The sequence below is a fragment of the Variovorax sp. LjRoot130 genome (assembly GCF_964253755.1).
GTDB lineage: Bacteria > Pseudomonadota > Gammaproteobacteria > Burkholderiales > Burkholderiaceae_C > Variovorax.
The window spans coordinates 4,143,619-4,164,793 of sequence record NZ_CAXURM020000001.1 but is presented as its reverse complement, the minus strand read 5'-3'; the positions used below and the strand labels follow the sequence as shown (position 1 = coordinate 4,164,793).

The 21,175-nt window shown below is 68.3% G+C and carries 20 protein-coding genes and 1 pseudogene; 13 read left to right on the top strand and 8 right to left on the bottom strand.

The genetic code is table 11. From position 1 onward, the window contains the following. Nucleotides 1–2: 2 nt before the first annotated feature. Entirely contained in the window at nt 3–677 is a 675-nt protein-coding gene (locus ACSQ86_RS20830) for a GntR family transcriptional regulator (RefSeq protein ID WP_093102858.1), read from the bottom strand. Between the two features lie 74 nt (nt 678–751). Here ACSQ86_RS20830 and uraH point away from each other — a divergent pair, with 74 nt between their 5' ends. Beyond that, nucleotides 752–1,102: a hydroxyisourate hydrolase gene (gene uraH / locus ACSQ86_RS20825; RefSeq protein WP_093102860.1), complete on the top strand. Its 351-nt coding sequence runs from the start codon at nt 752–754 to the stop codon at nt 1,100–1,102. Here the strand turns inward: uraH and ACSQ86_RS20820 are convergent. Beyond that, on the bottom strand, nt 1,087–1,623 hold the full coding sequence (locus ACSQ86_RS20820; protein ID WP_436309520.1) for a hypothetical protein: 537 nt from the start codon (nt 1,621–1,623) through the stop codon (nt 1,087–1,089). The genes uraH and ACSQ86_RS20820 overlap by 16 nt on opposite strands. Nucleotides 1,624–1,676: 53 nt before the next feature. On the opposite strand from ACSQ86_RS20820, the gene xdhC reads away from it, so the two are divergent. From xdhC to ACSQ86_RS20805, 3 genes are all read left to right on the top strand, one after another. Next, nucleotides 1,677–2,483, top strand: coding sequence for a xanthine dehydrogenase accessory protein XdhC (gene xdhC / locus ACSQ86_RS20815; RefSeq protein WP_436304887.1), 807 nt, complete (start codon nt 1,677–1,679; stop codon nt 2,481–2,483). Nucleotides 2,484–2,654: 171 nt separating this feature from the next. After that, nucleotides 2,655–3,860: a urate hydroxylase PuuD gene (locus ACSQ86_RS20810; protein ID WP_436309519.1), complete on the top strand. Its 1,206-nt coding sequence runs from the start codon at nt 2,655–2,657 to the stop codon at nt 3,858–3,860. 34 nt (nt 3,861–3,894) lie between these two features. Next, nucleotides 3,895–5,223: a glycerate kinase type-2 family protein gene (locus ACSQ86_RS20805; protein WP_436304885.1), complete on the top strand. Its 1,329-nt coding sequence runs from the start codon at nt 3,895–3,897 to the stop codon at nt 5,221–5,223. 42 nt (nt 5,224–5,265) lie between these two features. On the opposite strand, the gene ACSQ86_RS20800 is transcribed toward ACSQ86_RS20805, so the two are convergent. Together ACSQ86_RS20800 and ACSQ86_RS20795 are read right to left on the bottom strand one after the other, a co-directional pair. Next, nucleotides 5,266–5,859: a hypothetical protein gene (locus tag ACSQ86_RS20800; RefSeq protein ID WP_436304884.1), complete on the bottom strand. Its 594-nt coding sequence runs from the start codon at nt 5,857–5,859 to the stop codon at nt 5,266–5,268. Between the two features lie 5 nt (nt 5,860–5,864). Then, nucleotides 5,865–6,833, bottom strand: coding sequence for a hypothetical protein (locus tag ACSQ86_RS20795; protein ID WP_436309518.1), 969 nt, complete (start codon nt 6,831–6,833; stop codon nt 5,865–5,867). A gap of 318 nt (nt 6,834–7,151) precedes the next feature. On the opposite strand from ACSQ86_RS20795, the pseudogene ACSQ86_RS20790 reads away from it, so the two are divergent. Further along, nucleotides 7,152–7,421 (top strand): annotated as a pseudogene (locus tag ACSQ86_RS20790) (alpha/beta fold hydrolase); the annotation flags it as partial. A gap of 19 nt (nt 7,422–7,440) precedes the next feature. Here ACSQ86_RS20790 and ACSQ86_RS20785 read toward each other — a convergent pair. Next, nucleotides 7,441–8,142, bottom strand: a complete 702-nt coding sequence (locus tag ACSQ86_RS20785) for a TetR/AcrR family transcriptional regulator (protein WP_436304882.1) — start codon at nt 8,140–8,142, stop codon at nt 7,441–7,443. Between the two features lie 108 nt (nt 8,143–8,250). Between ACSQ86_RS20785 and ACSQ86_RS20780 the strand changes: the two genes are divergently transcribed. From ACSQ86_RS20780 to ACSQ86_RS20760, 5 genes are read left to right on the top strand one after another with little or no spacing between them, the layout of a single operon-like run. Beyond that, nucleotides 8,251–9,279, top strand: a complete 1,029-nt coding sequence (locus ACSQ86_RS20780; protein ID WP_436304881.1) for an HlyD family efflux transporter periplasmic adaptor subunit — start codon at nt 8,251–8,253, stop codon at nt 9,277–9,279. Then, nucleotides 9,279–11,039 carry an ATP-binding cassette domain-containing protein gene (locus tag ACSQ86_RS20775; protein ID WP_436304880.1) on the top strand — a complete coding sequence of 587 codons (1,761 nt, stop codon included), beginning with the start codon at nt 9,279–9,281 and terminating at the stop codon, nt 11,037–11,039. Before ACSQ86_RS20780 ends, ACSQ86_RS20775 begins: the two co-directional genes overlap by 1 nt. Next, nucleotides 11,036–12,157, top strand: coding sequence for an ABC transporter permease (locus ACSQ86_RS20770; protein ID WP_436304879.1), 1,122 nt, complete (start codon nt 11,036–11,038; stop codon nt 12,155–12,157). The genes ACSQ86_RS20775 and ACSQ86_RS20770 overlap by 4 nt, the downstream gene beginning before the upstream one ends. 10 nt (nt 12,158–12,167) lie before the next feature. Then, a complete protein-coding gene (locus ACSQ86_RS20765; protein ID WP_436304878.1) occupies nt 12,168–13,298 on the top strand; it encodes an ABC transporter permease in 1,131 nt (376 codons plus the stop codon). Nucleotides 13,299–13,311: 13 nt separating this feature from the next. Beyond that, nucleotides 13,312–14,796, top strand: a complete 1,485-nt coding sequence (locus ACSQ86_RS20760; RefSeq protein WP_436309517.1) for an efflux transporter outer membrane subunit — start codon at nt 13,312–13,314, stop codon at nt 14,794–14,796. On the opposite strand, the gene ACSQ86_RS20755 is transcribed toward ACSQ86_RS20760, so the two are convergent. Continuing rightward, nucleotides 14,793–15,485 carry a winged helix-turn-helix transcriptional regulator gene (locus ACSQ86_RS20755; protein ID WP_436304876.1) on the bottom strand — a complete coding sequence of 231 codons (693 nt, stop codon included), beginning with the start codon at nt 15,483–15,485 and terminating at the stop codon, nt 14,793–14,795. The genes ACSQ86_RS20760 and ACSQ86_RS20755 overlap by 4 nt on opposite strands. Nucleotides 15,486–15,595: 110 nt before the next feature. On the opposite strand from ACSQ86_RS20755, the gene ACSQ86_RS20750 reads away from it, so the two are divergent. After that, nucleotides 15,596–16,465 (top strand): class I SAM-dependent methyltransferase, encoded by an 870-nt coding sequence (locus ACSQ86_RS20750; protein WP_436304875.1) that lies wholly within the window; start codon nt 15,596–15,598, stop codon nt 16,463–16,465. Nucleotides 16,466–16,469: 4 nt separating this feature from the next. On the opposite strand, the gene ACSQ86_RS20745 is transcribed toward ACSQ86_RS20750, so the two are convergent. Further along, nucleotides 16,470–17,819 carry a M20 metallopeptidase family protein gene (locus ACSQ86_RS20745; protein WP_436304874.1) on the bottom strand — a complete coding sequence of 450 codons (1,350 nt, stop codon included), beginning with the start codon at nt 17,817–17,819 and terminating at the stop codon, nt 16,470–16,472. Nucleotides 17,820–17,993: 174 nt separating this feature from the next. On the opposite strand from ACSQ86_RS20745, the gene ACSQ86_RS20740 reads away from it, so the two are divergent. Beyond that, nucleotides 17,994–18,884, top strand: coding sequence for a LysR family transcriptional regulator (locus tag ACSQ86_RS20740; protein WP_170855484.1), 891 nt, complete (start codon nt 17,994–17,996; stop codon nt 18,882–18,884). 40 nt (nt 18,885–18,924) lie between these two features. Here the strand turns inward: ACSQ86_RS20740 and ACSQ86_RS20735 are convergent, their stop codons facing one another. Next, nucleotides 18,925–19,890 carry a LysR substrate-binding domain-containing protein gene (locus ACSQ86_RS20735; RefSeq protein ID WP_436304872.1) on the bottom strand — a complete coding sequence of 322 codons (966 nt, stop codon included), beginning with the start codon at nt 19,888–19,890 and terminating at the stop codon, nt 18,925–18,927. Between the two features lie 121 nt (nt 19,891–20,011). Here ACSQ86_RS20735 and ACSQ86_RS20730 point away from each other — a divergent pair, with 121 nt between their 5' ends. Next, on the top strand, nt 20,012–21,169 hold the full coding sequence (locus ACSQ86_RS20730; RefSeq protein WP_093102896.1) for a CaiB/BaiF CoA transferase family protein: 1,158 nt from the start codon (nt 20,012–20,014) through the stop codon (nt 21,167–21,169). Nucleotides 21,170–21,175: the final 6 nt, after the last annotated feature.

Below are 21,175 nucleotides of genomic sequence, written 5' to 3'. Positions count from 1 at the left end.
CTTCAGGCTAATGCGAGGCTGATGTCGTGGGTGGGGACCTTGCGGTCGAAAACGAGGTTGGCCTCGACGTTCAGCAGGTGCTCGGTCATGAGCTGCACCGCGAGCTCTTCGTCCTTGGCGGCCAGCGCCTTCACGATGTCGGCATGCTCGTCGTTCGAGTGCTCGGCCGCGCTCGCGCTCTGGTACATCAGCGTGATGAGGGCGCAGCGCGAGATCAGCTCGCCGAGGATCTGCGCCAGCACCGCATTGCCCATGAGCTCCGCCATGCGCACGTGGAAGTCGCCGAGCAGCTCGGTGCGGCCCGAAACGTCTTCGCCCGAGACCGCGGCTTTCTCGAGCGCCACATGCTCCCTGAGCGCCTTGATCTTGGCCGGTGTCACGCTGCGCACGAAGGCGCGCGTCATCTCGGCTTCCAGCATGCGGCGCACCGCGAACACCTGCTTCGCCTCGTCGACCGCCGGCGCCGCGACGAAGGCGCCGCGCGCGGGCTCGAGCCGGATCAGCTTGTTCTGCGACAACTGGAACAGCGCCTGGCGCACCAGCGTGCGCGAGACGCCGAAGTGGTCGGCCAGCTTCTGTTCCGCCAGCTTGCTGCCGGGCTGCAGCCGGTGTTCCACAATGGCTTTGGTGAGTGCGTCGACGATGGCGCGGGTGGTGGTCGAGTCCATGTTTTTCATGATAGACCCAAAGCCGAGAACTGTATACACTTTTGTCGACCGGAATTTCCCGAATGCCTTGAAGGAGCACAACCATGGGCTTGAGCACCCACGTACTGGACACCATGCACGGCGGCCCCGCGGCCGGCATGGAGGTCGCGCTGTTCACCACCGACGGCGAGCAGGCGACGCTCGTCAAGCGCTTCACGCTCAATTCGGATGGCCGCAGCGACGCACCGCTCTACGACAACAGCACGCTGAAGGTCGGCACCTACCGGCTGGTGTTCGACGTGGCGGGGTACTTCAAGGCCAAGGGTGTGAAGCTGCCCGAGCCCAACTTCCTCAATCGCGTGTCGCTGGATTTCGGCGTGGCCCACACCGACCAGCACTACCACGTGCCGCTGCTGGTGAGCCCTTGGAGCTACTCCACCTACCGCGGATCTTGAAACGAAGAGAGCTGGCCTTCGGTCAACGTATCGAGCTGGAAATGCCCACCCTTGTCCCACAGCCAGGTGTCGGTCCAGACCAGCTTGCCGATGCGGCTGGCGGCCGGGTAGGGCGAGGCTTCGAGCACGGTGCGCTCGATCTCCGCGATCACTTCGGGCGCGTGCTTCGGCGCGCGCATCCAGTGCATCGAGACGACCTTGCCGTTGGCGTCGAGGCTGACCTGCAGCGTGCCGACCGCATAGAGCAGCGGCGGCAGCTTGCCGCTGTAGATGCGTGCGCCGTTGCGCGCATAGATGTGGCGCGCGGCGTCCTGGCGGTACTCGCGGGCGTTGGCTGCGTTCGACGACCTAGGCATCGCGTGGGCCGTCGAGCCATCGGGAACGGCGCGGGTCAATTGGCCGGGCACCGTCGAAGTGATCGGCGCCGTGGGGCTGGGCGTGCCGCAGCCGGCCAGGCCGAGTGCGGTCGTCAGGGTGGCCGCGAGGGCGCGGCGCAGCGGCGTGAAAAGTTGCAGATCCATCGGTGGATTTATACCTTGCGCACAAGGCTCTCCCACTACAGAGGGTATCGCTCATGAACGGCATGGTCGACGAACTGCTCGCACGGCTCGCGCGCGAAGAGGGCGTGCTGGTGCGCGTCGAGAAGACGCAAGGCTCGGCACCGCGCGAAGCCGGCACCTGGATGGCGGTCTGGGCCGAGGGACTCACGGCCACCATCGGCGGCGGCCAGCTCGAGTTCCAGGCCACCGAGGAAGCGCGCGCCTGGCTTGCCGGCGGCGCGGCCATCGAAGGCGTGCGGCGCTATCCGCTGGGCCCGAGCCTGGGCCAGTGCTGCGGCGGCGTGGTGTTCCTCTCGTTCCGCCGCATCGCGGCATCGGACGCGAAGGCGCTGCAGGGCGAGCTGCTCGCGCACCTGGAGCCGGTGGCGCTGTTCGGCGGCGGCCACGTGGGCGCGGCGCTGGCGCGGCTGCTGTCGACCCTGCCCTTCACCGTGCGCTGGATCGACAGCCGCGACGGCGTGTTCCCCGATGCGCTGCCGGCGCAGATCGAGACCGAGCATTCGGAGCCGGTGCAGGACGCGGTGGCGCAGCTCGCGCCGGGTTCGCGGGTGCTGATCATGAGCTTCAGCCATGCCGAGGACCTGGACATCGTGATCGCCTGCTTGAAGCGCCTGCGCGCGCGCAACGACCTGCCTTACGTCGGCCTGATTGGCAGCAAGACCAAGTGGGCGACCTTCAGCCATCGGCTGGAGGCGAGGGGCTTCACGGCCGACGAGCTGGCGCGCATCACCTGCCCGATCGGCGTGCCGGGCATCACGGGCAAGGAGCCGGAAGTCATTGCCGTGGCAGTGGCGGCACAGTTGTTGCAATCGCTGAGCTAGGGTTTTCCAGCACGGCTGCGTGAAGAAAACCCTCGAACTCCAGCTAAAAAGTGTATACACTCCAGTCCACAAGCCGCAGCGGAGCGAGGCCCCCACGAGGGTCTGCGTTCGCGGCACTCTCTCTGCTTACAGCGCCCGCAGTGGTGAGCAGGCCAATGCAAGGTTGAGCACATGGAAAGCTACTACCTCGACTGGGCCAATCTGCTGCTGCGCTGGGTCCACGTCATCACCGCCATCGCCTGGATCGGCGCGTCCTTCTACTTCGTGATGCTGGACAACAGCCTCGAGAAGCCGCAGGACCAGGAATCATTGGACAAGGGCGTCGGCGGCGAGCAGTGGGCGGTGCATGGCGGCGGCTTCTACAACATGCAGAAGTACGCGCTGGCGCCGAAGAAGCTGCCGGACCACCTGCACTGGTCCTACTGGGAGAGCTACTCCACCTGGATCACCGGCTTCGCGCTCTTCACCATGTCCTACCTGTGGAACGCGAGCACCTACCTGATCGACAAGTCCAAGATGGACTGGCAGCCCGGCGCCGCAATCGGCGTGGCGCTGGCCTTCTTCGTCGTCTTCTGGATGGTTTACGACGGCATCTGCCAGCTCTTCGGCCGGCGCAAGAACGGCGACACCATCGTCGGCGTGCTGGTCGCGCTCTTCATCGTATTCGCGACCTGGCTGGCCTGCCAGTGGTTCGCGGGCCGCGCGGCCTTCCTGCTGGTGGGCGCGATGATGGCCACGACCATGAGCGGCAACGTGTTCTTCTGGATCATCCCGGGCCAGCGCAAGAACGTGGCGGCGCTGCGTGCCGGCCTGCCGGTCGATCCGATCCACGGCGAGCGCGGCAAGCAGCGCAGCGTGCACAACACCTACTTCACGCTGCCGGTGCTGTTCGCGATGCTGAGCAATCACTACAGCTTCACCTACACGCACAAGTACAACTGGATCGTGCTGCTGCTCATCATGCTCGGCGGCGCGGCGATCCGGCAGTTCTTCGTGGTGCGGCACCGCTTCAAGCTCGGCAACGCGGGCAATCCGCTGCCCTATGCGATGGTCGGCGTCGTGGTGCTGGGCCTTTCCATCGTCTGGATGCGGCCCGAGCCCGCGGCCGCGCCGGTGGCGGGCGCCGCGGCACCGAAGGTGGCCTTCGGCGACGTCAAGAAGGTGCTGGAGCAACGCTGCTACATGTGCCACGGCGCGCAGGTGCAGATGAAGAACGTGCGGCTCGACACGCCCGACCAGGTGGCGGCGCATGCGCAGGGCGTCTACCAGCAGGTGGTGGTGACCAAGATCATGCCGATGAACAATTCCACCGGCATCACCGACGCGGAGCGCGCGCTGATCGGCAAGTGGTTCGAGACCGGCGCAAAGACGAATTAGCGCCTGTGGACAATCGGGCCTGGAGACACTCGCAATGAAGCCAACAAATCCCGTACCCGATCCCCATTCCGCGCCGCGCGAATTCCTCGAACATCTCTACCGTGCCGCGGTCGAACGCGCGCTGCCGCTCGCCAGCATGGGCCCCTACCTGCCCAAGCCGCCGAAGGGCCGCACGCTGGTGCTCGGCGCCGGCAAGGCCGGCGGCTCGATGGCGCAGGCGCTCGAGGCGCTGTGGCCGGCCGACGCGAAGCTCGAAGGCCTGGTCGTCACGCGCTACCACCACATTCCGCCACGTCCCGAAGGCCTGGCGCAGCGCATCGAGATCGTCGAGGCCGCGCATCCGGTGCCCGACGAGGCCGGGCTCAAGGCGGCCGAGCGCATCCTCGCGCTGACCGAAGGCCTCACGGCCGACGACCTGGTGCTGTGCCTGATCTCGGGCGGCGGCTCGGCCCTGCTCACGCTGCCGGCCGAAGGACTCACGCTGGCCGACAAGCAGCGCATCAACAAGCAACTGCTCGAATCGGGTGCCCACATCGGCGAGATGAACTGCGTGCGCAAGCATCTCTCGCGCATCAAGGGCGGCCGGCTCGCCGCGGCCTGCGCGCCGGCGCAGGTGGTCACGCTCACCATCAGCGACGTGCCGGGCGACGACCCGGCCGTGATCGCGAGCGGGCCCACGGTGCCCGATGCGACGACCTGCGCCGACGCCTTGGCCATCCTCGACCGCTACGGCATCGAGGTGCCGGCCGCCGTGCGTGCGCAGCTCGAAAACGGCGCGCTCGAGACGCCCAAGCCCGCCGACGCGGTGTTCAAGGGCCATGCCACGCATCTGATCGCCACGCCGCAGCAATCGCTCGAAGCCGCTGCCGCCGTGGCGCGTGCGGCAGGCATCGAGGCCCACATCCTGAGCGACGAGATGGAGGGCGAATCGCGCGAGGTCGGCAAGGTGCACGGCGCGCTGGCGCGCGCGGTGGCGTTGCGCGGTGCGCCCTTCGCCAGGCCCTGCGTGATTCTTTCGGGCGGCGAGACGACCGTCACGATCCGGCCGCGCCAGCCGGGCCAGGCCAAGGGCCGCGGCGGCCGTGCGGGCGAGTTCTGCCTCGGGCTCGCGGGCGCGCTGGCCGGGCAGAAAAATGTGTGGGCTCTTGCCGCCGACACCGATGGCATCGACGGCGTCGAAGACAATGCCGGCGCCTTCGTCACCCCCGACACGCTGGCGCGCGCCGAGGCCGCAGGCCGCAAGCTCGCCGACCACCTGGACCGCAACGACGCCTACGGCTACTTCGATGCCATCGGCGACCTCTGCGTGACGGGACCGACGCACACCAACGTCAACGACTTCCGGGCCTTGCTGGTGTTGTAGGCCGCTTTGTGGACCGAGCCGTCATCGCGCGTACCTCGGACATCACTTTGATCGCCCGATTTGGTACACCGCGATGAGCACGCTGAACAAGGCAGCGGTCAGAAGTGCAAGAGACACGACGTAGTGCCGCACCAGCCGCATCTCCGTCTCCTTCTGCGACTGCTCTGTCCACAGGAGTTGATTGTTCCTGGCCATGTCGAGTCCGCCAACGCTGTTGAGCGCAGCAGCGACGCTCATGTCCTTGGTGATGGTGGCGCCAAGTTCGGTGTATTGCCCGCGAATGTATCGTTGCGGCTTCTGGCCAGCCGTGCTGGAGTCCGGATATCTGAACACGAATGTGTTGAGGGTGCCCACGTAGCTCAACAAGGCGTAGAACGCCGCCACGCTGAGTACCGCAGTGAATGCGACGATCCATCGTCTCTGTCGAAGCGTCAGTCGAGCAGGCATCAGCAAGACGATGCCCAGCAGTATGAGGAGTGCGGCCAGCGAGGCTATGCCGGCGTACAAGGTCGAGGCGAGTTCCCGGGATGGCGGCACCAATTCGTGCAAGACAGAGCCGAACAGGCCAAAGACAGTGCCAACGACTCCTGCGGCGGCAAGAAGAAGTGCCCCGAGCGGCTTGAGATCAATGGCCATGACTCTCAGGGCGCCCGGATTTGATCGGCCTCGTCGAAGATGACGTCAGCCAGACTGGCGGGTGTTGCATCCACCGGAACGTACTTTTTCACAGAGCCGTTCTTGACAAGCTTCGCCATCAGATCGACCGAGTGCCGTGGGCCGACCCATACTGCGTATTTCACGCCAGGCTCGACATCCCCTAAGGAGGGCGACGTGGGCTGAGAAAAAGTCAGTACGCCGATGAGATTGCGCAGCTTCGTCTCGTCGGTTGAAGGGCCGTACCTGACGAGGCCGAGCGGCAGGACGTAGACGGCCAACGGTTCAGCTGCTTTTCCAGAGGGGGCGGAACGCACCACGACCCTGAGCTTGCGTGGCCCGGAGGAAAGAAGTTTGGCGAATGTCTCTGCGTCTGCCGCGATCGCCGCGCTTGCCAACACTGCGTCGGGGCGGTCGACGGAAGCTGAGACCGCTGCTGTACGAATCTGCGCCGTCGCAGCCTCAATCTGAACGGCTGCAAGAGCTTGCTGCCGTGGAGACATCGTCGTTGCTCTCGCTTCGAACACCGCGTTTGCTCGCTCAATCTTGTCCGTGGCAACCTGAAGTCTTTGGTGTTGTTGGGCCGAAAGCTGCGGCTGGCCATACGTTTTTTGGACCTCCATCCGCACTTTTGCAATCTCGGCTCGTTGGGTTGTGAACACAAGGGGAGTGAGCGGGCGGGCTCCCGGGACAACGGCCAGCTTGGCATCGGGCTCGACGTTCTCTACAGGGCGGACGAAAGTAAGGGTCTCGCCTGCGCGGAGTGGATTGATCGTAGACTCCACCTTCGGGTTCCACTTTCGGACAGCTTCCACCGTTCCGGGGTCGACGGCATATCCCTTGCGCCGTGTCACGTCCAACAGCGACTCGCCGGACCTGGATGCCTCATGATCCAGTTTGAAGTTCTTGGACGGCGCGATCGGCGTTCGTTTGCCATCCTGGCCGACAACCTCCATCCCACGAAATTCTCGCGACGCAGTCGCCATCTTGCCGGTGTGTGTGGCCGGCGCTGCTTGCGCACGGCTGTCCAGAGCAAGTGCGCACAGCAGCACAAGAGCGCACGTCGAGGTTGATGCATGCATGTTGTTCCTCCAGGACCGGATTGGCGACTGGCCGCGATCGCAATACTCCGAGCAACCAGTGGACGGCGCAATCCCCGATCGTCGGATTCCAGTGATGCTTGGTCGCCCTTAGGACGCGCACTGGGGGCTACTTGAATCATTTATACGCGCGGCGTCTTCTGTGCGCATCACACATTCGGCCTAGGCATATCGGGCGGCATGCGCGCGGGCTTCGAGTACTTCAAGGCCTTCGAGCGCGACGCCGACGATTTCGCGAAGCTCGCGGCCACGCCGCTCAAGATGCCGATGCTGGTGCTGTCGGGCGAGAAGGCCGGCGGCAGCTTCCTGATCGAGCAGGGCAAGCTGGTCGCCACCGATGTCAAGGGCGTGGTGGTGAAGGGCTCGGGCCACTGGCTAATGGAGGAGGCGCCCGATCAGGTCATCCCGGCGCTGGTGGAGTTTCTTGCCCCAACGAAGTCATGATGCTTCCTGAGGCAGGCCGCTAGGCTCGGTAGCTGCGCGCGGGCTTGCGGTGCGCGCCCGCGAGCGCATCCAGCCCGGCGAACATGTAGCGCATCAGGTCTTCGAGCAGCCCCTCGCTGTCTTTGGCGATCGCGGGCAGGACCTTGCTCGGTATCTCCTTCGGCGCGACCAGCATCACGATGCAGGGCAGCACCGAGAACACGAGGGCGCGCTGCACCGCGGGATGGTCCGGCGGCAGTTCCAGGATTTCCGAGATCAGGCCCAGCAGCAGCTTGGCCTTGGGCCGCACCGCCTTGTCGACCAGCGCCGGCGCCAACGGCCCCGGCGACATGATCTCGCGCAGCATGACGCGAAAACCCCAGGGCGCGGCCTCGCGCGAGGAGGGCGCCAGCATGTGCGCGAGCAGCGCGCGCAGCTTCTGCCGCGGATCGCCGAGCGAGCGCGTCATCTCGATCAGCTCGTCCACGCTCACGATCTGGCGGTGCGCCTCGACCAGCACCTCTTCATACAAGGCCTCGCGACTGCCGAAGTGGTAGTTGACCGAGGCCATCGGCGTGCCGGCGCGCTCGCAGATCTCCTTGCTGGTGGCATCGGCATAGCCGCGCTCGGCGAACACCTGGCCCGCGGTCTCGAGCAGATGTGATCGGGTAGCGGCACCGTCGGGGCGCGGGGCGCGCCTGGCGAGCGCGATGGAAGCTTTCTTTTTCGCAGTGGATGGCATATGACAGGCCTATGGAAAGGCCGGGATTAGTTTGAATGTGAATTCAAATTCGTTATCATCCAGTCTACTTCATCGACGACGCACCGGCGAGAAAGCAAGAGCAAACCCATGAACAAGAAACCCCTCATCGTTGGCGCCATCGTCCTGCTGGCGGCCGTCGCGTCGGCCGCCTGGTACTTCAACCGCAAGCCCGTGGACAGCGACAGCCTGGTGCTCTACGGCAACGTCGACGTGCGCCAGGTCTCGCTGGCCTTCAACGGCAGCGAGCGCATCGGCAGGCTCGAGGTGCAGGAGGGCGACCATGTGAAGGCCGGCCAGGTGCTGGGCATGCTGGACACGCGCACGCTCGAGTTGCGCGCGGCCCAGGCGCAGGCGCAGATCGGCGTGCAGCAGCAGGCGCTGCAGCGCCTGAAGACCGGCAGCCGCCCCGAGGAAGTGGCGCAGGCCCGCGCCGGCGTGTCGGCCGCCCAGGCCGATGCCGAGCTCGCACGACAGCAGCTCGACAGGCTGCAGGGCATCCGCCAGACCACCGCCGGCCGCGCGGTGAGCCAGCAGGATCTCGACAGCGCGCAGGCCCGCCGCAAGGTGGCCGAGGCGCAGCTCGAGAATGCGCGCAAGGCGCAGCAGCTGGTCGTGACCGGGCCGCGCAAGGAAGACATCGCGCAGGCCCAGGCCCAGCTCGAAGTGGCGCGTGCCGAACTCGCACTGCTCAACCACCAGCTCGCGCAAGCCGAGCTCAAGGCGCCCATCGATGCCGTGGTGCGCGCGCGCCTGATGGAGCCGGGTGACATGGCCTCGCCGCAGCGCCCGGTGTTCACGCTCGCGATCACCGATCCCAAGTGGGTTCGCGCCTACGTGACGGAGGTCGATCTCGGACGCATCAAGCCCGGCATGGCGGCCACGCTCACGACCGACAGCCACCCCAGCCAGCCGCTCGCCGGCAAGGTGGGCTACATCTCCTCAGTGGCCGAGTTCACGCCCAAGACCGTGCAGACCGAGGAGCTGCGCAGCAGCCTGGTCTACGAGATCCGCGTGCTGGCCGACGACAAGGAAGACCGGCTCCGGCTGGGCATGCCGGTCACGGTCCGGCTGTCGCTCGACGGCGCCAAGCTCGCGGCGGCCGGAGGCGCGCGCTGATGAACGCCGCGGCGCCGGCGCTCGCCGGGCAGGGGCTGCACAAGGGCTTCGAAGTCAAGGGCTCCAAGCTGCTGGTGCAGGCCCTCGGCGACGTGTCGCTGCAGGTTCCCGCCGGCACGCTTTGCGCGCTGGTCGGCCCCGACGGCGCGGGCAAGACCACGCTGCTGCGCCTCGCGGCCGGACTGCTGCGCGCCGACCGTGGAACGCTGCACGTGCTGGGCATCGACGTGGCGGCCGATCCGCAGGCCGTTCAGGACCGCATCAGCTACATGCCGCAGCGCTTCGGGCTCTACGAAGACCTGAGCGTGCAGGAGAACCTCGACCTCTATGCCGATCTGCACGGCGTGCCGAAGAATGTGCGGCGCGAGCGCTATGCGCGGCTGATGGAGATGACCGACCTGGGCCGTTTCACCGCGCGCCCGGCCGGCAAGCTCTCGGGCGGCATGAAGCAGAAGCTGGGCCTGGCCTGCACGCTGGTGCGCTCGCCCGAACTGCTGCTGCTCGACGAGCCCACGGTCGGCGTCGATCCGCTGTCGCGGCGCGAGCTCTGGGAGATCGTGCGGCAGCTGGTCGACGACGAGCGGCTTTCCGTGATCGTGAGCACCGCCTACCTCGACGAGGCCGAACGCTGCGCCCAGGTCTTCGTGATGCACGAAGGCCGACTGATCGCGCAGGGCGCACCGGAGCAGATCCGCGACAACGCGCGCGATCTGTGCTTCATCGCCAGGCCGCCCGAGGGTGTGCCGGCGCGCACGCTGCAGGCGAAGCTCTTGGATGCGCCGGCGTCGATCGTCGATGCCGTGCCGCAAGGCGGCGAGGTGCGCTTCATCCGCCGGCCCGATGCCGACGAGCAGGCGCTGGCCGCGCTGTTCGACGGCGCGCCCGTCGAGCCGGTGCCGGCGCGCCTGGAAGACGGCTTCATGGTGCTGCTGCGCGCGAAGCAGAAGAAGGAGAAGGAAAAGGGCGCTGCCGCAGCGCAACCGCAGATCGCGACCGTTGCCGTCGCGGGCGAGCCCGACGAGGTCGTGATCGAAGTGAAGGAGCTGGTGCGCAAGTTCGGCGACTTCACGGCTGTCGCGAGCACCAGTTTCGATGTGCGGCGCGGGGAGATCTTCGGCCTGCTCGGCCCCAACGGCGCCGGCAAGACCACCACCTTCCGCATGCTCTGCGGCCTGCTGCCCGCGACCAGCGGCTTCCTGCAGGTGGCGGGCGTCAATCTGCGCCATGCGCGTGCACAGGCCCGCAGCCGGATCGGCTACGTCTCGCAGAAGTTCGCGCTCTACGGCAACCTCACCGTCGCCGAGAACCTCGAGTTCTTCGGCGGCGCCTACGGCTTGCGCGGGCAGCGCCTGCGGGATCGCATGCAGACGGTGCTGCAGCAGTTCGACCTGCTGGGCCAGGAGAAGGCCACCAGCGGACTCCTGCCCGGCGGCTTCAAGCAGCGCCTGGCCATGGCCACGGGCCTCTTGCACGAGCCGGAGATCCTGTTTCTCGACGAACCCACCAGCGGCACCGATCCGCTGGCGCGGCGTGAGTTCTGGCGCCGCATCACCGCGCTGTCCGAAGCCGGCGTGACGGTCATCATCACCACCCACTTCATGGAGGAGGCCGAGTACTGCGACCGCATCGTGATCCAGGACGCCGGCAAGCTGCTGGCCATCGGCACGCCGCAAGAGGTGCGGGTGCAGGCGGGCAGCGCGCCGGACATGGAAGAGGCTTTCATCGGCATCGTCACGCAGTCACGCGAGGCAAGGGCATGAGCGGTTTCTGGCGCCGACTCATCGCACTCACGCGCAAGGAAACGCGGCAGCTCGTGCGCGATCCGAGCAGCATCGCCATCGGCATCCTGCTGCCGATCATCCTGATCCTGATCTTCGGCTTCGGCCTCTCGCTCGACGTCAAGAACGCGCCGCTCGCGGTGGTGATGGAGGACAGCTCGCCCACGGCCGCCGATGCGGTGGCCGGCCTGCAGCTTACGCCCTACATCGCGCCCGTCATGCTGAGCTCGATGCGCGAGGCCGAGCTGCTGATGCGCGAGCGCCGGGTCGACGGCATCGTGCGCGTGCCCGGCGACTTCTCGCGCCGTCTCGCGGCCGGCGATGCGCGCATCCAGGTCATCGTGCACGGCGCCGATGCGGGCCGCGCCAGCATCGTGCTGCGCTACGCCACGGCCGCGCTCGGGGGCAACGCACAGCGGCAAGCCGACCGCGGACAACCCGGCACCGGCATCGGCGCGGTCAGCATCGAGCAGCGCATGTGGTTCAACAGCGCCAACACCAGCACCTGGTACCTGGTGCCGGGCCTGATCGTGCTGATCATGACGCTGGTCGGCGCCTTCCTCACCGCGCTGGTGATGGCGCGTGAGTGGGAGCGCGGCACGCTGGAGGCGCTGTTCGTCACGCCGGTGCGGCCGGTCGAGATCCTGCTGGCGAAGATCATTCCCTACTTCGGCATCGGCATGGTCGGGCTCGCGCTGTGCCTGGTCGCCGCGCGCTTCCTGTTCGAGGTGCCGATGGTCGGCTCGCTCGCGCTGCTGATCCTCGCCGCCATGCTCTACATGCTGGTCGCGGTCGGCATCGGGCTGGTCATCTCCTCGGTCACGCGCAACCAGTTCCTCGCGAGCCAGGTCGCGCTGCTCGCGAGCTTCCTGCCCTCGCTGATGCTGTCGGGCTTTCTGTTCGACCTGCGCAACGTGCCGACGGCGGTGCGCATCGTGGGCCAGGCGCTGCCGGCCACCTACTTCATGGAGCTGATCCGCACGCTCTTCCTCGCCGGCGACGTCTGGCCGCTGGTGCTGCGCAACTGCGCGATCCTGGTTGTCTATGCCGTGCTGCTGCTCGGCCTGGCGCGCTTCGTCACGCGCAAGAAACTCGACTGAAGGCTTCGCCATGCACGCTTCGTTCATCGCGCTACTGCTCCGTATCGCCAACCTCTGCCGCAAGGAGTTCCTGGCGATCCTGAAGGACCCGTCCAGCCGCGCCATCCTGGTCGTGCCTGCGCTCATGCAGAGCCTGCTGTTCGGCTATGCGGCCACCTACGACCTGAGCAACGTCGACTATGCCCTGCTCGACCAGAGCAGGAGCGGCGCCTCGACGGCGCTGGTCGCGAAGCTCGACGGCACCGGCGTCTTCCGCCGCGCCGCGACGCTCGCCACCCAGGCCGACATCGCGCGCGTGATCGAATCGCAGCAGGCGCTGCTGGTGCTCCAGATCGGCCCGCAGTTCGAAGAGCAGCTGCAGGCCGGCGAGAGCGCGCCGATCCAGCTCGTCATCGATGCCCGCAACTCCAACACGGCGGGCTCTGCCGGCGGCTACATCGCTTCCGTGGTCGCGGATTTCAACGACGAGTGGCGGCTGCAGCACGGCGGCGCGAAGGCGCCGGTGACCATCGCCTCGCGCGCCTGGTACAACCCGAACCTCGAGACGCGCTGGAACCTGATGCCCGGCATGATCGCCGCGCTCAGCATGCTGCAGACGCTGCTGCTGACGGCTCTGTCGGTGGCGCGCGAACGCGAGCAGGGCACCTTCGACCAACTGCTGGTTACGCCGCTGTCGCCGATGGAGATCATGGTCGGCAAGGCGGTGCCGCCGGTGCTGATTGGGCTCGTGCAGTCCACCATCGTGCTCTTGGTCACGCTCCTGTGGTTCAAGGTGCCGATGGCCGGCTCCTTCGTCACGCTCTACACCGGCCTTGCCTGCTTCACCATCGCAAGCGTGGGCATCGGGCTGTCGATCTCGGCGGTGTCGGCCAGCATGCAGCAGGCCATGCTCTACACCTTCGTGCTGATCATGCCGCTGATGCTGCTGTCGGGCCTGGTCACGCCGGTGCGCAACATGCCGGAGGTGCTGCAGATCGCGACGCTGGCGAATCCGCTGCGTTTCGCCATCGACCTGGTGCAGCGCGTCTACCTCGAGGGCGTGGGCCTCTTGACCGTCTGGCACAACCTCATTCCGCTGCTCGTCATCGCGGTCATCACGCTGCCGCTCGCCGCCTGGCTTTTCCGCAACCGTCTTGTCTGAAACGGAACGCGACATGAAGAACTCGCAACACCTTCGCTTTTCCCGTCTGCTGACGGTGCTCGCGGCGCTGATGCTCGCCGGCTGCGCCGTCGGGCCCGATTTCAAGGCCCCGATGCGCGAGGCGCCCGCCGACTTCTCGGCCTGGCATGGCGGTTCGCCGGAACTGGCCGACCCGCAGCTTCGAAGCACGGCGAGCATGCCGATCGGCTGGTCCGTTTTCGCCGACCCGGTGCTCGACGCGCTGCAGGCCAAGGCGCTCGCCGCCAACCACGATCTGCAGACGGCAGCGCTGCGCTTCGCGCAAAGCCGAACGCAAAGGCAAGCGGCGGAGGCCCAGCGCGGCCCGCAGCTCAACGCCAGCGCGGCGGCGACGCGCCAGCGGCAGAGCGAGTTCGGTTCGGGCACGCGCCTGATCGACGCGCTCAATCCTTCGAACCGCGAGGAGCTGATCGGCGTGCTGAGCGAACCGCACAACCTCTACCAAGCCGGCTTCGATGCCGCCTGGGAGCTCGATCTCTGGGGCCGCGTGCGGCGCTCGATCGAGGCCGCCGATGCCAACCTCGCGGCCTCGCAGGCGATGCTGGCGCAGGTGCAACTGAGCGTGCAGTCCGAGCTGGCGCGCAACTACTTCGAGCTGCGCACCGCGCAGCGCCAGCTGCGCATCGCGCGCGCCGAGATCGCCGCGGCCGAGGAGACGCTCGAGCTGGTCAAGGCGCGCGCCGACGGCGGCCTCACGACCGACCTCGACGTGACGCGCCAGCGCGCGCAAACGGCCGATCTGCGCGCGCGGCTGCCGCAATTGCTGGCGCAGGAGGCACAGGCCATCAACCAGATCACGCTGCTGGTCGGCGAACGGCCCGGCGCGCTCCAAGCGCAGTTGACCGAGCGCGCCGATGCGCGGGCGAGCGCATTGCCCGACCTCTCGCCCGGCCTGCCCTCGGAAGCGGCGCTGCGCCGGCCCGACATCCAGCGCGCACAGGCGCAACTGCATGCGGCCACCGCCAGCATCGGCGTCGCCGTCGCCGACCTGTACCCGCGCATCACGCTGGGCGCGAACTTCGGCTTTGAATCGGTCGGAAGCCGCAGCTTCGGCGAATGGGGCAGCCGGCAGTGGGCGATCGGCCCGAGCTTGCAGCTGCCGATCTTCGACGGCGGCCGGCGTCGCAGCACCGTGACCCTGCGCGAGCTGCAGCAGCAGGAGGCCGCGGTGGCCTGGCAGCAGACGGTGCTGAAGGCCTGGCACGAGATCGACGATGCCTTGAGCGCCTACACGGCAGACCGGCAGCGCCATCTGCAATTGGTGGAGAAGGAGCGCCACAGCCGCGACGCCTGGGAATTGGCGCGCGTGCGCTACGACAACGGCTTGACCGATTTCCTGGTCCAGCTCGATGCCCAGCGCACGCTGCTGCAGGCGCAGCGCGACGAGGTCGCCAGCAGCGGGCGGCTGGCGCTGGACCTCGTGATGCTGACCAAGGCCCTCGGCGGGGCGGCGCACTAGGCCCTCCGGGCGGCCTCGCGCGTCTCGGCGAAAGCGCTGCGGCCCAGCCAGCGCCACAGGTCGCGCGCATCGCGCGCGGTGCCCGTGACGCGCAACCGGCGTTCGCGGATCAGGTCGTCGGCGTCCCGGTCACCGGTCCAGACTTCGGTCAGTGCCAGCACCGTCGATTCGACGATCAGCGTGGCGTCCTCGCCGGGATCGTCGCGGCACAGGTCGGCGCTGCCCTTGTCCACCACCAGCCACCAGCGGCGCTCGCCCTCGGGCGCATCGGTGAAGCGGAAGTGGACGACGATGCAGCGCCCGCGCGGGCATTCGTCGGGCCGCACGAAGCGGCGGATGTCCCACATCAGAAAGCCGGCATCGAGCTGGCCGCGCTTCAGGCGGCTGCCGATCCAGCGTGCGCCCCAGTGGCCGAGCGCCATCACGATCGGCCGCAACTCCTCGCCGGCACCGGTGAGGTGGTACTCCGCCGACACGCCGGTGCCCTGCACGCGCTTGACGACGCCGACCTCCTCGAGCTTGCGCAGCCGCTGCGCGAGCAGCGAGCCCGACATGCGCGGCACGCCGCGCCGGATGTCGTTGAAGCGGGTGCTGCCGCACATCAGCTCGCGCACGACCAAGGGCGTCCAGCGCTCGCAGAGCACTTCGGCGCCGCGCGCGACGGTGCAGAACTGGCCGTAGTCGATCATGGAGCGAATCTATTCCTCTCGCCCCGGCAAGGCCAGTTCTAATTCTGGACTGGCGCGCAGGGCCACGCGCAGCGATGCTTCGTGCACCTTCTTTCCTCTGGAGACGCACCATGAACACCGTTCTGCAGCCGGCATTCGATGCCGCCGCCTTCAAGACCACGACACGCGCGCAGTGGCAGGCCGCCGCCGAGGCCTGGCACCGCTGGGGCCCCTTCCTCGGCGACTGGCTCGGCGAGGCGACCGAGACCATGTTCGACCTGGCCCGCATCGGCCCGGGATCCCGCGTGCTCGACATCGCCGCGGGCGCAGGCGAACAGTCGATCTCGGTAGCACGGCGCGTGGGCGAGAGCGGCCATGTGCTGGCCACCGACATTGCGCCCGCCTTGCTTGAACGCGCGGCGGCCGACGCCAAGGAAGCCGGGCTCTCCAACGTCGAAACGCGCGAGCTCGACGGCGAGGCGCTCGACGTGCTGCCCGCCGGCTCCTTCGACGCCGCGATCAGCCGCGTCGGCCTGATCTACTTTCCCGACCAGCAGCGCGCGCTCGCGGGCATGTGCCGCGCGTTGCGGCCGGGCGGGCGCGTGGCGGCCATCGTCTACTCGACACCCGAGCGCAATGCCTTCTTCTCCATTCCCGTGAAGATCATCCGCGAGCGCGCCAAGCTGCCACCGCCGCTGCCTGGCCAGCCGGGCCCGTTCTCGCTCGGTGCCGAGGGCGTGCTCGAAGCCGCCTTCGCCAAGGCCGGCTTGCGCGACATCGAGGTGCGCAAGGTGCCATCGCCGGTCAAGCTGCCGAGTGCGGCGGAATGCGTGCGCTTCGAGCGCGAGTCCTTCGGTGCCTTGCACCAGATGATGGTGGGCCTGAGCGAGACCGAGCGCGCGCAGGCCTGGCAAGCCATCGAGGAAGCCTTGCGCGCCTTCGAAACCGGCGATGGCTTCGTCGGGCCGTGCGAGATGCTGGTGGGCGCAGGAACGGTCTAGCTGCTCAGCGCGAGGCCGTCAGCTCCCCGTTCGGCCGGGTCGTCATGTAGGCCAGCGTGCTGCCCACCAGGGCGCGCACGCCTAGGCGCAAGGCCTTCTCGTCGATCACGAACTCGGACGAATGGTTGGGCGCGCCCGGCCTGTCGCCGAAGGGCGAGGCATTCAGGTTCCAGAACACCACCGGCCGGTTCTTGCCGAAGGAGCCGAAGTCCTCCGAGCCCATGCGCGGCCCGATCTCGCGCGCCTGCGCGCCGGGGCCGGCCGCCGCCTCCAGCGCGTTCACCACCACCTGGGTGGCGCCCGGGTCGCTCACCAGCACCTCGTAGCCGGTGTCGATCTCCACCTTGGCCGTCAGGCCGTGCTGCTCGGCGATCTTCTGCGCCTTCAGGCGGATGTTCTCGTGCGCCACCTTCTGGTTCTTGGCCGACAGCGAACGCACCGTGCCGGCCACTTCCGCGGTGTCGGGCAGGATGTTCACGCGGTTGCCGCTCTGCAGCATGCCCACGGTGACCACGGTGGGGCCGTCCAGCGGGTCGATGCGATGGCTCACGATGTTCTGCAGTGCCAGCACGATCTCGGCCGCCGCCACCGTCGGCTCCTTCGCGGTCCAGGGCGAGGAGCCGTGGCCGCCTTGCCCCTTGAGCGAGATCTTGAACACGTCGCCGCTCGCCATCAGGCTGCCGCGCCGGTAGCCGATGCCCAGCGGGCCGCCGGCGTTGATGTGCTGGCCCATCACCACATCCACCTTCGGGTTGTCCAGAACGCCGGCCTGCACCATCGCGGGCGCGCCGCTGAGCACCGGGCCGGGGCCCTGCTCCTCGGCCGGCTGGAACAGGAAGACCACCGTGCCTGGCAGTTCGGCACGCATGCTCCACAGCGCCTGCGCCGCGCCCAGCAACATCGCGACGTGGGTGTCGTGGCCGCAGGCGTGCGAGACCGGTACTTCCTTGCCCAGCCAGTCGCCCTTGGCGGTGGACTTGAAGGGCAGGTCGTTGCGTTCCTCCACCGGCAGCGCGTCCATGTCGGCGCGCAGGGCCACCACCGGTCCGGGCTTGCCGCCGCGCAGCACGGCCTTGATGCCGGTCTTGGCGATGCCGGTCTGCACCTCGATGCCCGGCATCCGGGCCAGCGCCTCGGCCACGTAGGCAGCGGTGCGTTTCTCCTGGAACGACAGCTCGGGGTTCTGGTGGATGTGGCGCCGCCACGCGATCACCTGCGCCTCGGTGGCGTCGGCCAGGGACAGTCCGCGCTGCTGCAGCGCGTCAGGGGCCGCGGCGGTGCCGCTTTGGGCCAGGGCGTTCAGGCTCAACAGGCTGGCCGCGGCCAGGGTGGCGAGGGAATGCAGACGCTTCATGCAGGTTCTCTGGAATGGTTCGAAGAGGAGGGAGGGGAATGGCCGCCCAAGGCCATGGGGCCGCCGGGTCCGCGCGACGGTAGTGCATGCCGGGATAAAAGAAAAGACACGGGATTCTTGCAAGCGATCAAAATTCTTGTTCACCATCATTCCAACCAACCGATGCCTTCCCCGATGAACCTGCGACACCTGGAGATCTTCCGCCGCGTGGCCGAGGCCGGCGGCATCCGTGCCGCGGCGCGCGATGCTGCGCTGACGCAGCCGGCCATGACCTACGCGATCCGCGAGCTGGAGCGCACGGTCGGCGTTGCGCTGTTCGTGCGCAGTGCCCGGGGCGTCGTGCCGACCGAGATCGGCCAGGCCCTGCTGCGGCGCGCCGCGGTGCTGTTCGACGAGGTCCGGCGCACCGAGGACGAGATTGCGCAGCTGCGCGACGGCGGCGGCCACCTGCGCGCCGCGTTCAGCTCGCTGGCGGCGGCACGGCTGCTGCCCGATGCGCTGCTGGCCTTCCGCCGGCGCTGCCCCGGCGTCGCGCTGGAGCTGGTGGAGATCACCAGTCCCGAGGCGACCGGCCCGGGATCGGGCCACGACCTGGCGGTGCTGAGCGAGCTGGAGGGGACGGCGGAAAAGGACGGCCTGGAGCGCGAGGTGCTGCTGCAGGCCCCGCTGGCGGCCATCGCGCGCGCCGGCCATCCGCTGGCGCGGGTGCGCACCCTGCGCCGTCTGGCCGAAGCGCTGTGGGCGGTTCCGGCCTACGGCGTGCAAGCCCTGCAGCAGGCCGGGCTCGCGGCCCCGCGCAACACCGTGGTGTGCCAGTCGATCCAGTTCGGCCTTTCGCTGGTGCGCAACGCCGACGCGCTGACCCTGGTCGCCGCGTCGCTGGCGGAGGACCCCGTCGCCTCCCGCGGCCTGGTGCGCCTGCGCCTGGCGGAGCCGCTGCCGCGCGTGCAGGTGTCGGTGCGCCTGCAGGCCTGGTCGCGGCTGACGCCGGCGGCGCGGGCCTTCGTCGAGTGCCTGCGCGAGGCCGCGGCCGGCCCGGCGCGTCGGCGGCGCGCGCCGGGCTGACGCGTTCGACGAACGAGATCCAGCCTGGATCCGACCTTCGTCAGGACCGGCGGTCTCGAGGCGCGGGCAACGATGCGCCCGCAACCGACGTCGGCGCCTGGCTCGAAGCCGCGAGATGCTGCAGCAGCAGGCCGGCTGCGGGCGACAGCTGCTCGCCGGTCTTGGTCGCCATCAGCAGCCGCCGCACCGCCCACGCGTCCTTGAGCCGCACGACCCGCAGATCGAGCGCGCTCACCTGCGCCTTGCAAGCCGCGAAGGGCACCACGCCGATGCCGAGGTTGGCCGCGATCATGTGGCACATGGCGTCGAAGCTGCGCACCTGCACGCGCAGGCGCATCGGGATGCCGGCCTGCTCGGCGGCGCGCGAGGTCAGCTCCAGCAATGAGCTGCTGCGGTTCAGGCCGACGAATTCGTGCGCGAGACAGGTCTTGAAGTCGGCGCGCCGCGTGCGCGCCAGCGGATGCTGCTTGGCGCACAGCACGACCAGCTCGTCGGTCTGGAAGGGCGCCACGTTCAGGCCGTAGGTGGGCGTGTTCTCGGCGAACACGCCGACGTCCGCGAGGCCATCGACGAGCGCGCGGACGATGTCGCCGCTCAACTGTTCCTCGACCTCGACGCGGATGTCGGGATGCCGCTCCAGGAAGGTCGCCAGTGCCGCCGGCAGGAACTCGGTGAGCGCCGACATGTTGGCCCACAGGCGCACATGGCCGCGCACGCCGCTCGAATAGTCCTTGAGCTCGGTGCTGAACTGCTCGAAGCCCTGGAACAGCCGCATCGCATGCTGCATCGCGACGTGGCCGGCCGGCGTCAGCGCAATGCCCTGCGGGCTGCGGTCGAGCAGCTTCGAGCCGGTGGCATTCTCGAAATCCGACAGGCGCCGGCTCGCGGCCGACAAGGCGAGGTGGCAGGCCTCCGCGCCCTTGGTGATGCTGCCCGACTGGGCCACCGCGCAGAACAGACGCAGCGTGACGAAGTCGACGCGGGCCGGATTGATGGTGCTGGCCATCGGGCCATTCTAGGCCGGGGCTTCGCGTTTCGCGAAGGGGTGCTGCCGTCATGGCAATTCCGCGAATCGTGATGTTTTTCTACAGTGCAGCCATCGAACAGCAAAGAGAGACAAGCAAGCCATGAATGCACTCGAAGGCCTCAAGGTCCTGGAGCTCGGCCAGCTCATTGCCGGCCCTTTCGCCGGCAAGACGCTGGCCGAATTCGGCGCCGACGTGATCAAGGTCGAACCGGCCGAGGTCGGCGATCCGCTGCGCAAGTGGCGCATGCTGCGCGACGGCAGCTCGGTGTGGTGGGAAGTGCAGTCGCGCAACAAGCGCTCGGTCTGCCTGGACCTGCGCAGCGAAGAGGGGCAGGAAGCGGCCCGCGCGCTGGCGCTCGAGGCCGATGTGCTGATCGAGAACTTCAAGCCCGGCACGCTGGAAGGCTGGGGCCTCGGCTGGGAGCAGCTGCATGCGCTCAACCCACGCCTCATCATGCTGCGCATCTCGGGCTACGGCCAGACCGGCCCCTACCGCGACAAGCCGGGCTTCGGTGTGCTCGGCGAATCGATGGGCGGGCTGCGCTACCTGAGCGGCGAACCGGGCCGCGTGCCGGTGCGGGTGGGCATCTCGCTCGGCGACACGCTCGCGGCGCTGCACGGCGTGATCGGCGTGCTGACCGCGCTGCACCACCGCACGGCCCACGGCGGCGAGGGCCAGTTCATCGACGTGGCGCTCTACGAGTCGGTCTTCAACGTGATGGAAAGCCTGGTGCCCGAGTACGACGCCTTCGGTGCCGTGCGCGAGCGCGCCGGCAGCGCGTTGCCCGGCATCGCGCCGACCAACGCCTACCGCTGCAACGACGGCCACTACGTGCTGGTCGCCGGCAATGGCGACAGCATCTTCCGCCGCCTGATGCGTGCCATCGGCCGGCCGGACCTCGAGGAAGACCCGGCCCTGCGCCACAACGACGGCCGCGTACAGCAGGCCGAGGCGCTCGATGCCGCCATCGAGGCCTGGACCAGCCGGCGCAGCCGCGACGAGGCGCTCGCGGCGCTCGATGCGGCCGGCGTGCCGGTCGGTCGCATCTACTCGGTGGCCGACATCGCGACCGACCCGCAGTACCTGGCGCGCGAAATGATCGTGGAGGCCCCCACCTCCGACGGCCGCACGCTCAAGGTGCCGGGCGTGGTGCCCAAGCTCAGCGCGACGCCGGGCCGCATCGCGTACCCCGCGCCGCGGCTCGGTGAACACGACGACGACCTGCGCTCGGGCGGCTGGCCCGCGCGTTCACGCTGAAGGAGC

Coding starts and splice junctions, on each gene's coding strand:
- ACSQ86_RS20830 (WP_093102858.1), bottom strand. CDS start 677: ATGAAAAACATGGACTCGACCACCACCCGCGCCATCGTCGACGCACTC.
- uraH (WP_093102860.1), top strand. CDS start 752: ATGGGCTTGAGCACCCACGTACTGGACACCATGCACGGCGGCCCCGCG.
- ACSQ86_RS20820 (WP_436309520.1), bottom strand. CDS start 1,623: ATGGATCTGCAACTTTTCACGCCGCTGCGCCGCGCCCTCGCGGCCACC.
- xdhC (WP_436304887.1), top strand. CDS start 1,677: ATGAACGGCATGGTCGACGAACTGCTCGCACGGCTCGCGCGCGAAGAG.
- ACSQ86_RS20810 (WP_436309519.1), top strand. CDS start 2,655: ATGGAAAGCTACTACCTCGACTGGGCCAATCTGCTGCTGCGCTGGGTC.
- ACSQ86_RS20805 (WP_436304885.1), top strand. CDS start 3,895: ATGAAGCCAACAAATCCCGTACCCGATCCCCATTCCGCGCCGCGCGAA.
- ACSQ86_RS20800 (WP_436304884.1), bottom strand. CDS start 5,859: ATGGCCATTGATCTCAAGCCGCTCGGGGCACTTCTTCTTGCCGCCGCA.
- ACSQ86_RS20795 (WP_436309518.1), bottom strand. CDS start 6,833: ATGGAGGTTGTCGGCCAGGATGGCAAACGAACGCCGATCGCGCCGTCC.
- ACSQ86_RS20785 (WP_436304882.1), bottom strand. CDS start 8,142: ATGCCATCCACTGCGAAAAAGAAAGCTTCCATCGCGCTCGCCAGGCGC.
- ACSQ86_RS20780 (WP_436304881.1), top strand. CDS start 8,251: ATGAACAAGAAACCCCTCATCGTTGGCGCCATCGTCCTGCTGGCGGCC.
- ACSQ86_RS20775 (WP_436304880.1), top strand. CDS start 9,279: ATGAACGCCGCGGCGCCGGCGCTCGCCGGGCAGGGGCTGCACAAGGGC.
- ACSQ86_RS20770 (WP_436304879.1), top strand. CDS start 11,036: ATGAGCGGTTTCTGGCGCCGACTCATCGCACTCACGCGCAAGGAAACG.
- ACSQ86_RS20765 (WP_436304878.1), top strand. CDS start 12,168: ATGCACGCTTCGTTCATCGCGCTACTGCTCCGTATCGCCAACCTCTGC.
- ACSQ86_RS20760 (WP_436309517.1), top strand. CDS start 13,312: ATGAAGAACTCGCAACACCTTCGCTTTTCCCGTCTGCTGACGGTGCTC.
- ACSQ86_RS20755 (WP_436304876.1), bottom strand. CDS start 15,485: ATGATCGACTACGGCCAGTTCTGCACCGTCGCGCGCGGCGCCGAAGTG.
- ACSQ86_RS20750 (WP_436304875.1), top strand. CDS start 15,596: ATGAACACCGTTCTGCAGCCGGCATTCGATGCCGCCGCCTTCAAGACC.
- ACSQ86_RS20745 (WP_436304874.1), bottom strand. CDS start 17,819: ATGAAGCGTCTGCATTCCCTCGCCACCCTGGCCGCGGCCAGCCTGTTG.
- ACSQ86_RS20740 (WP_170855484.1), top strand. CDS start 17,994: ATGAACCTGCGACACCTGGAGATCTTCCGCCGCGTGGCCGAGGCCGGC.
- ACSQ86_RS20735 (WP_436304872.1), bottom strand. CDS start 19,890: ATGGCCAGCACCATCAATCCGGCCCGCGTCGACTTCGTCACGCTGCGT.
- ACSQ86_RS20730 (WP_093102896.1), top strand. CDS start 20,012: ATGAATGCACTCGAAGGCCTCAAGGTCCTGGAGCTCGGCCAGCTCATT.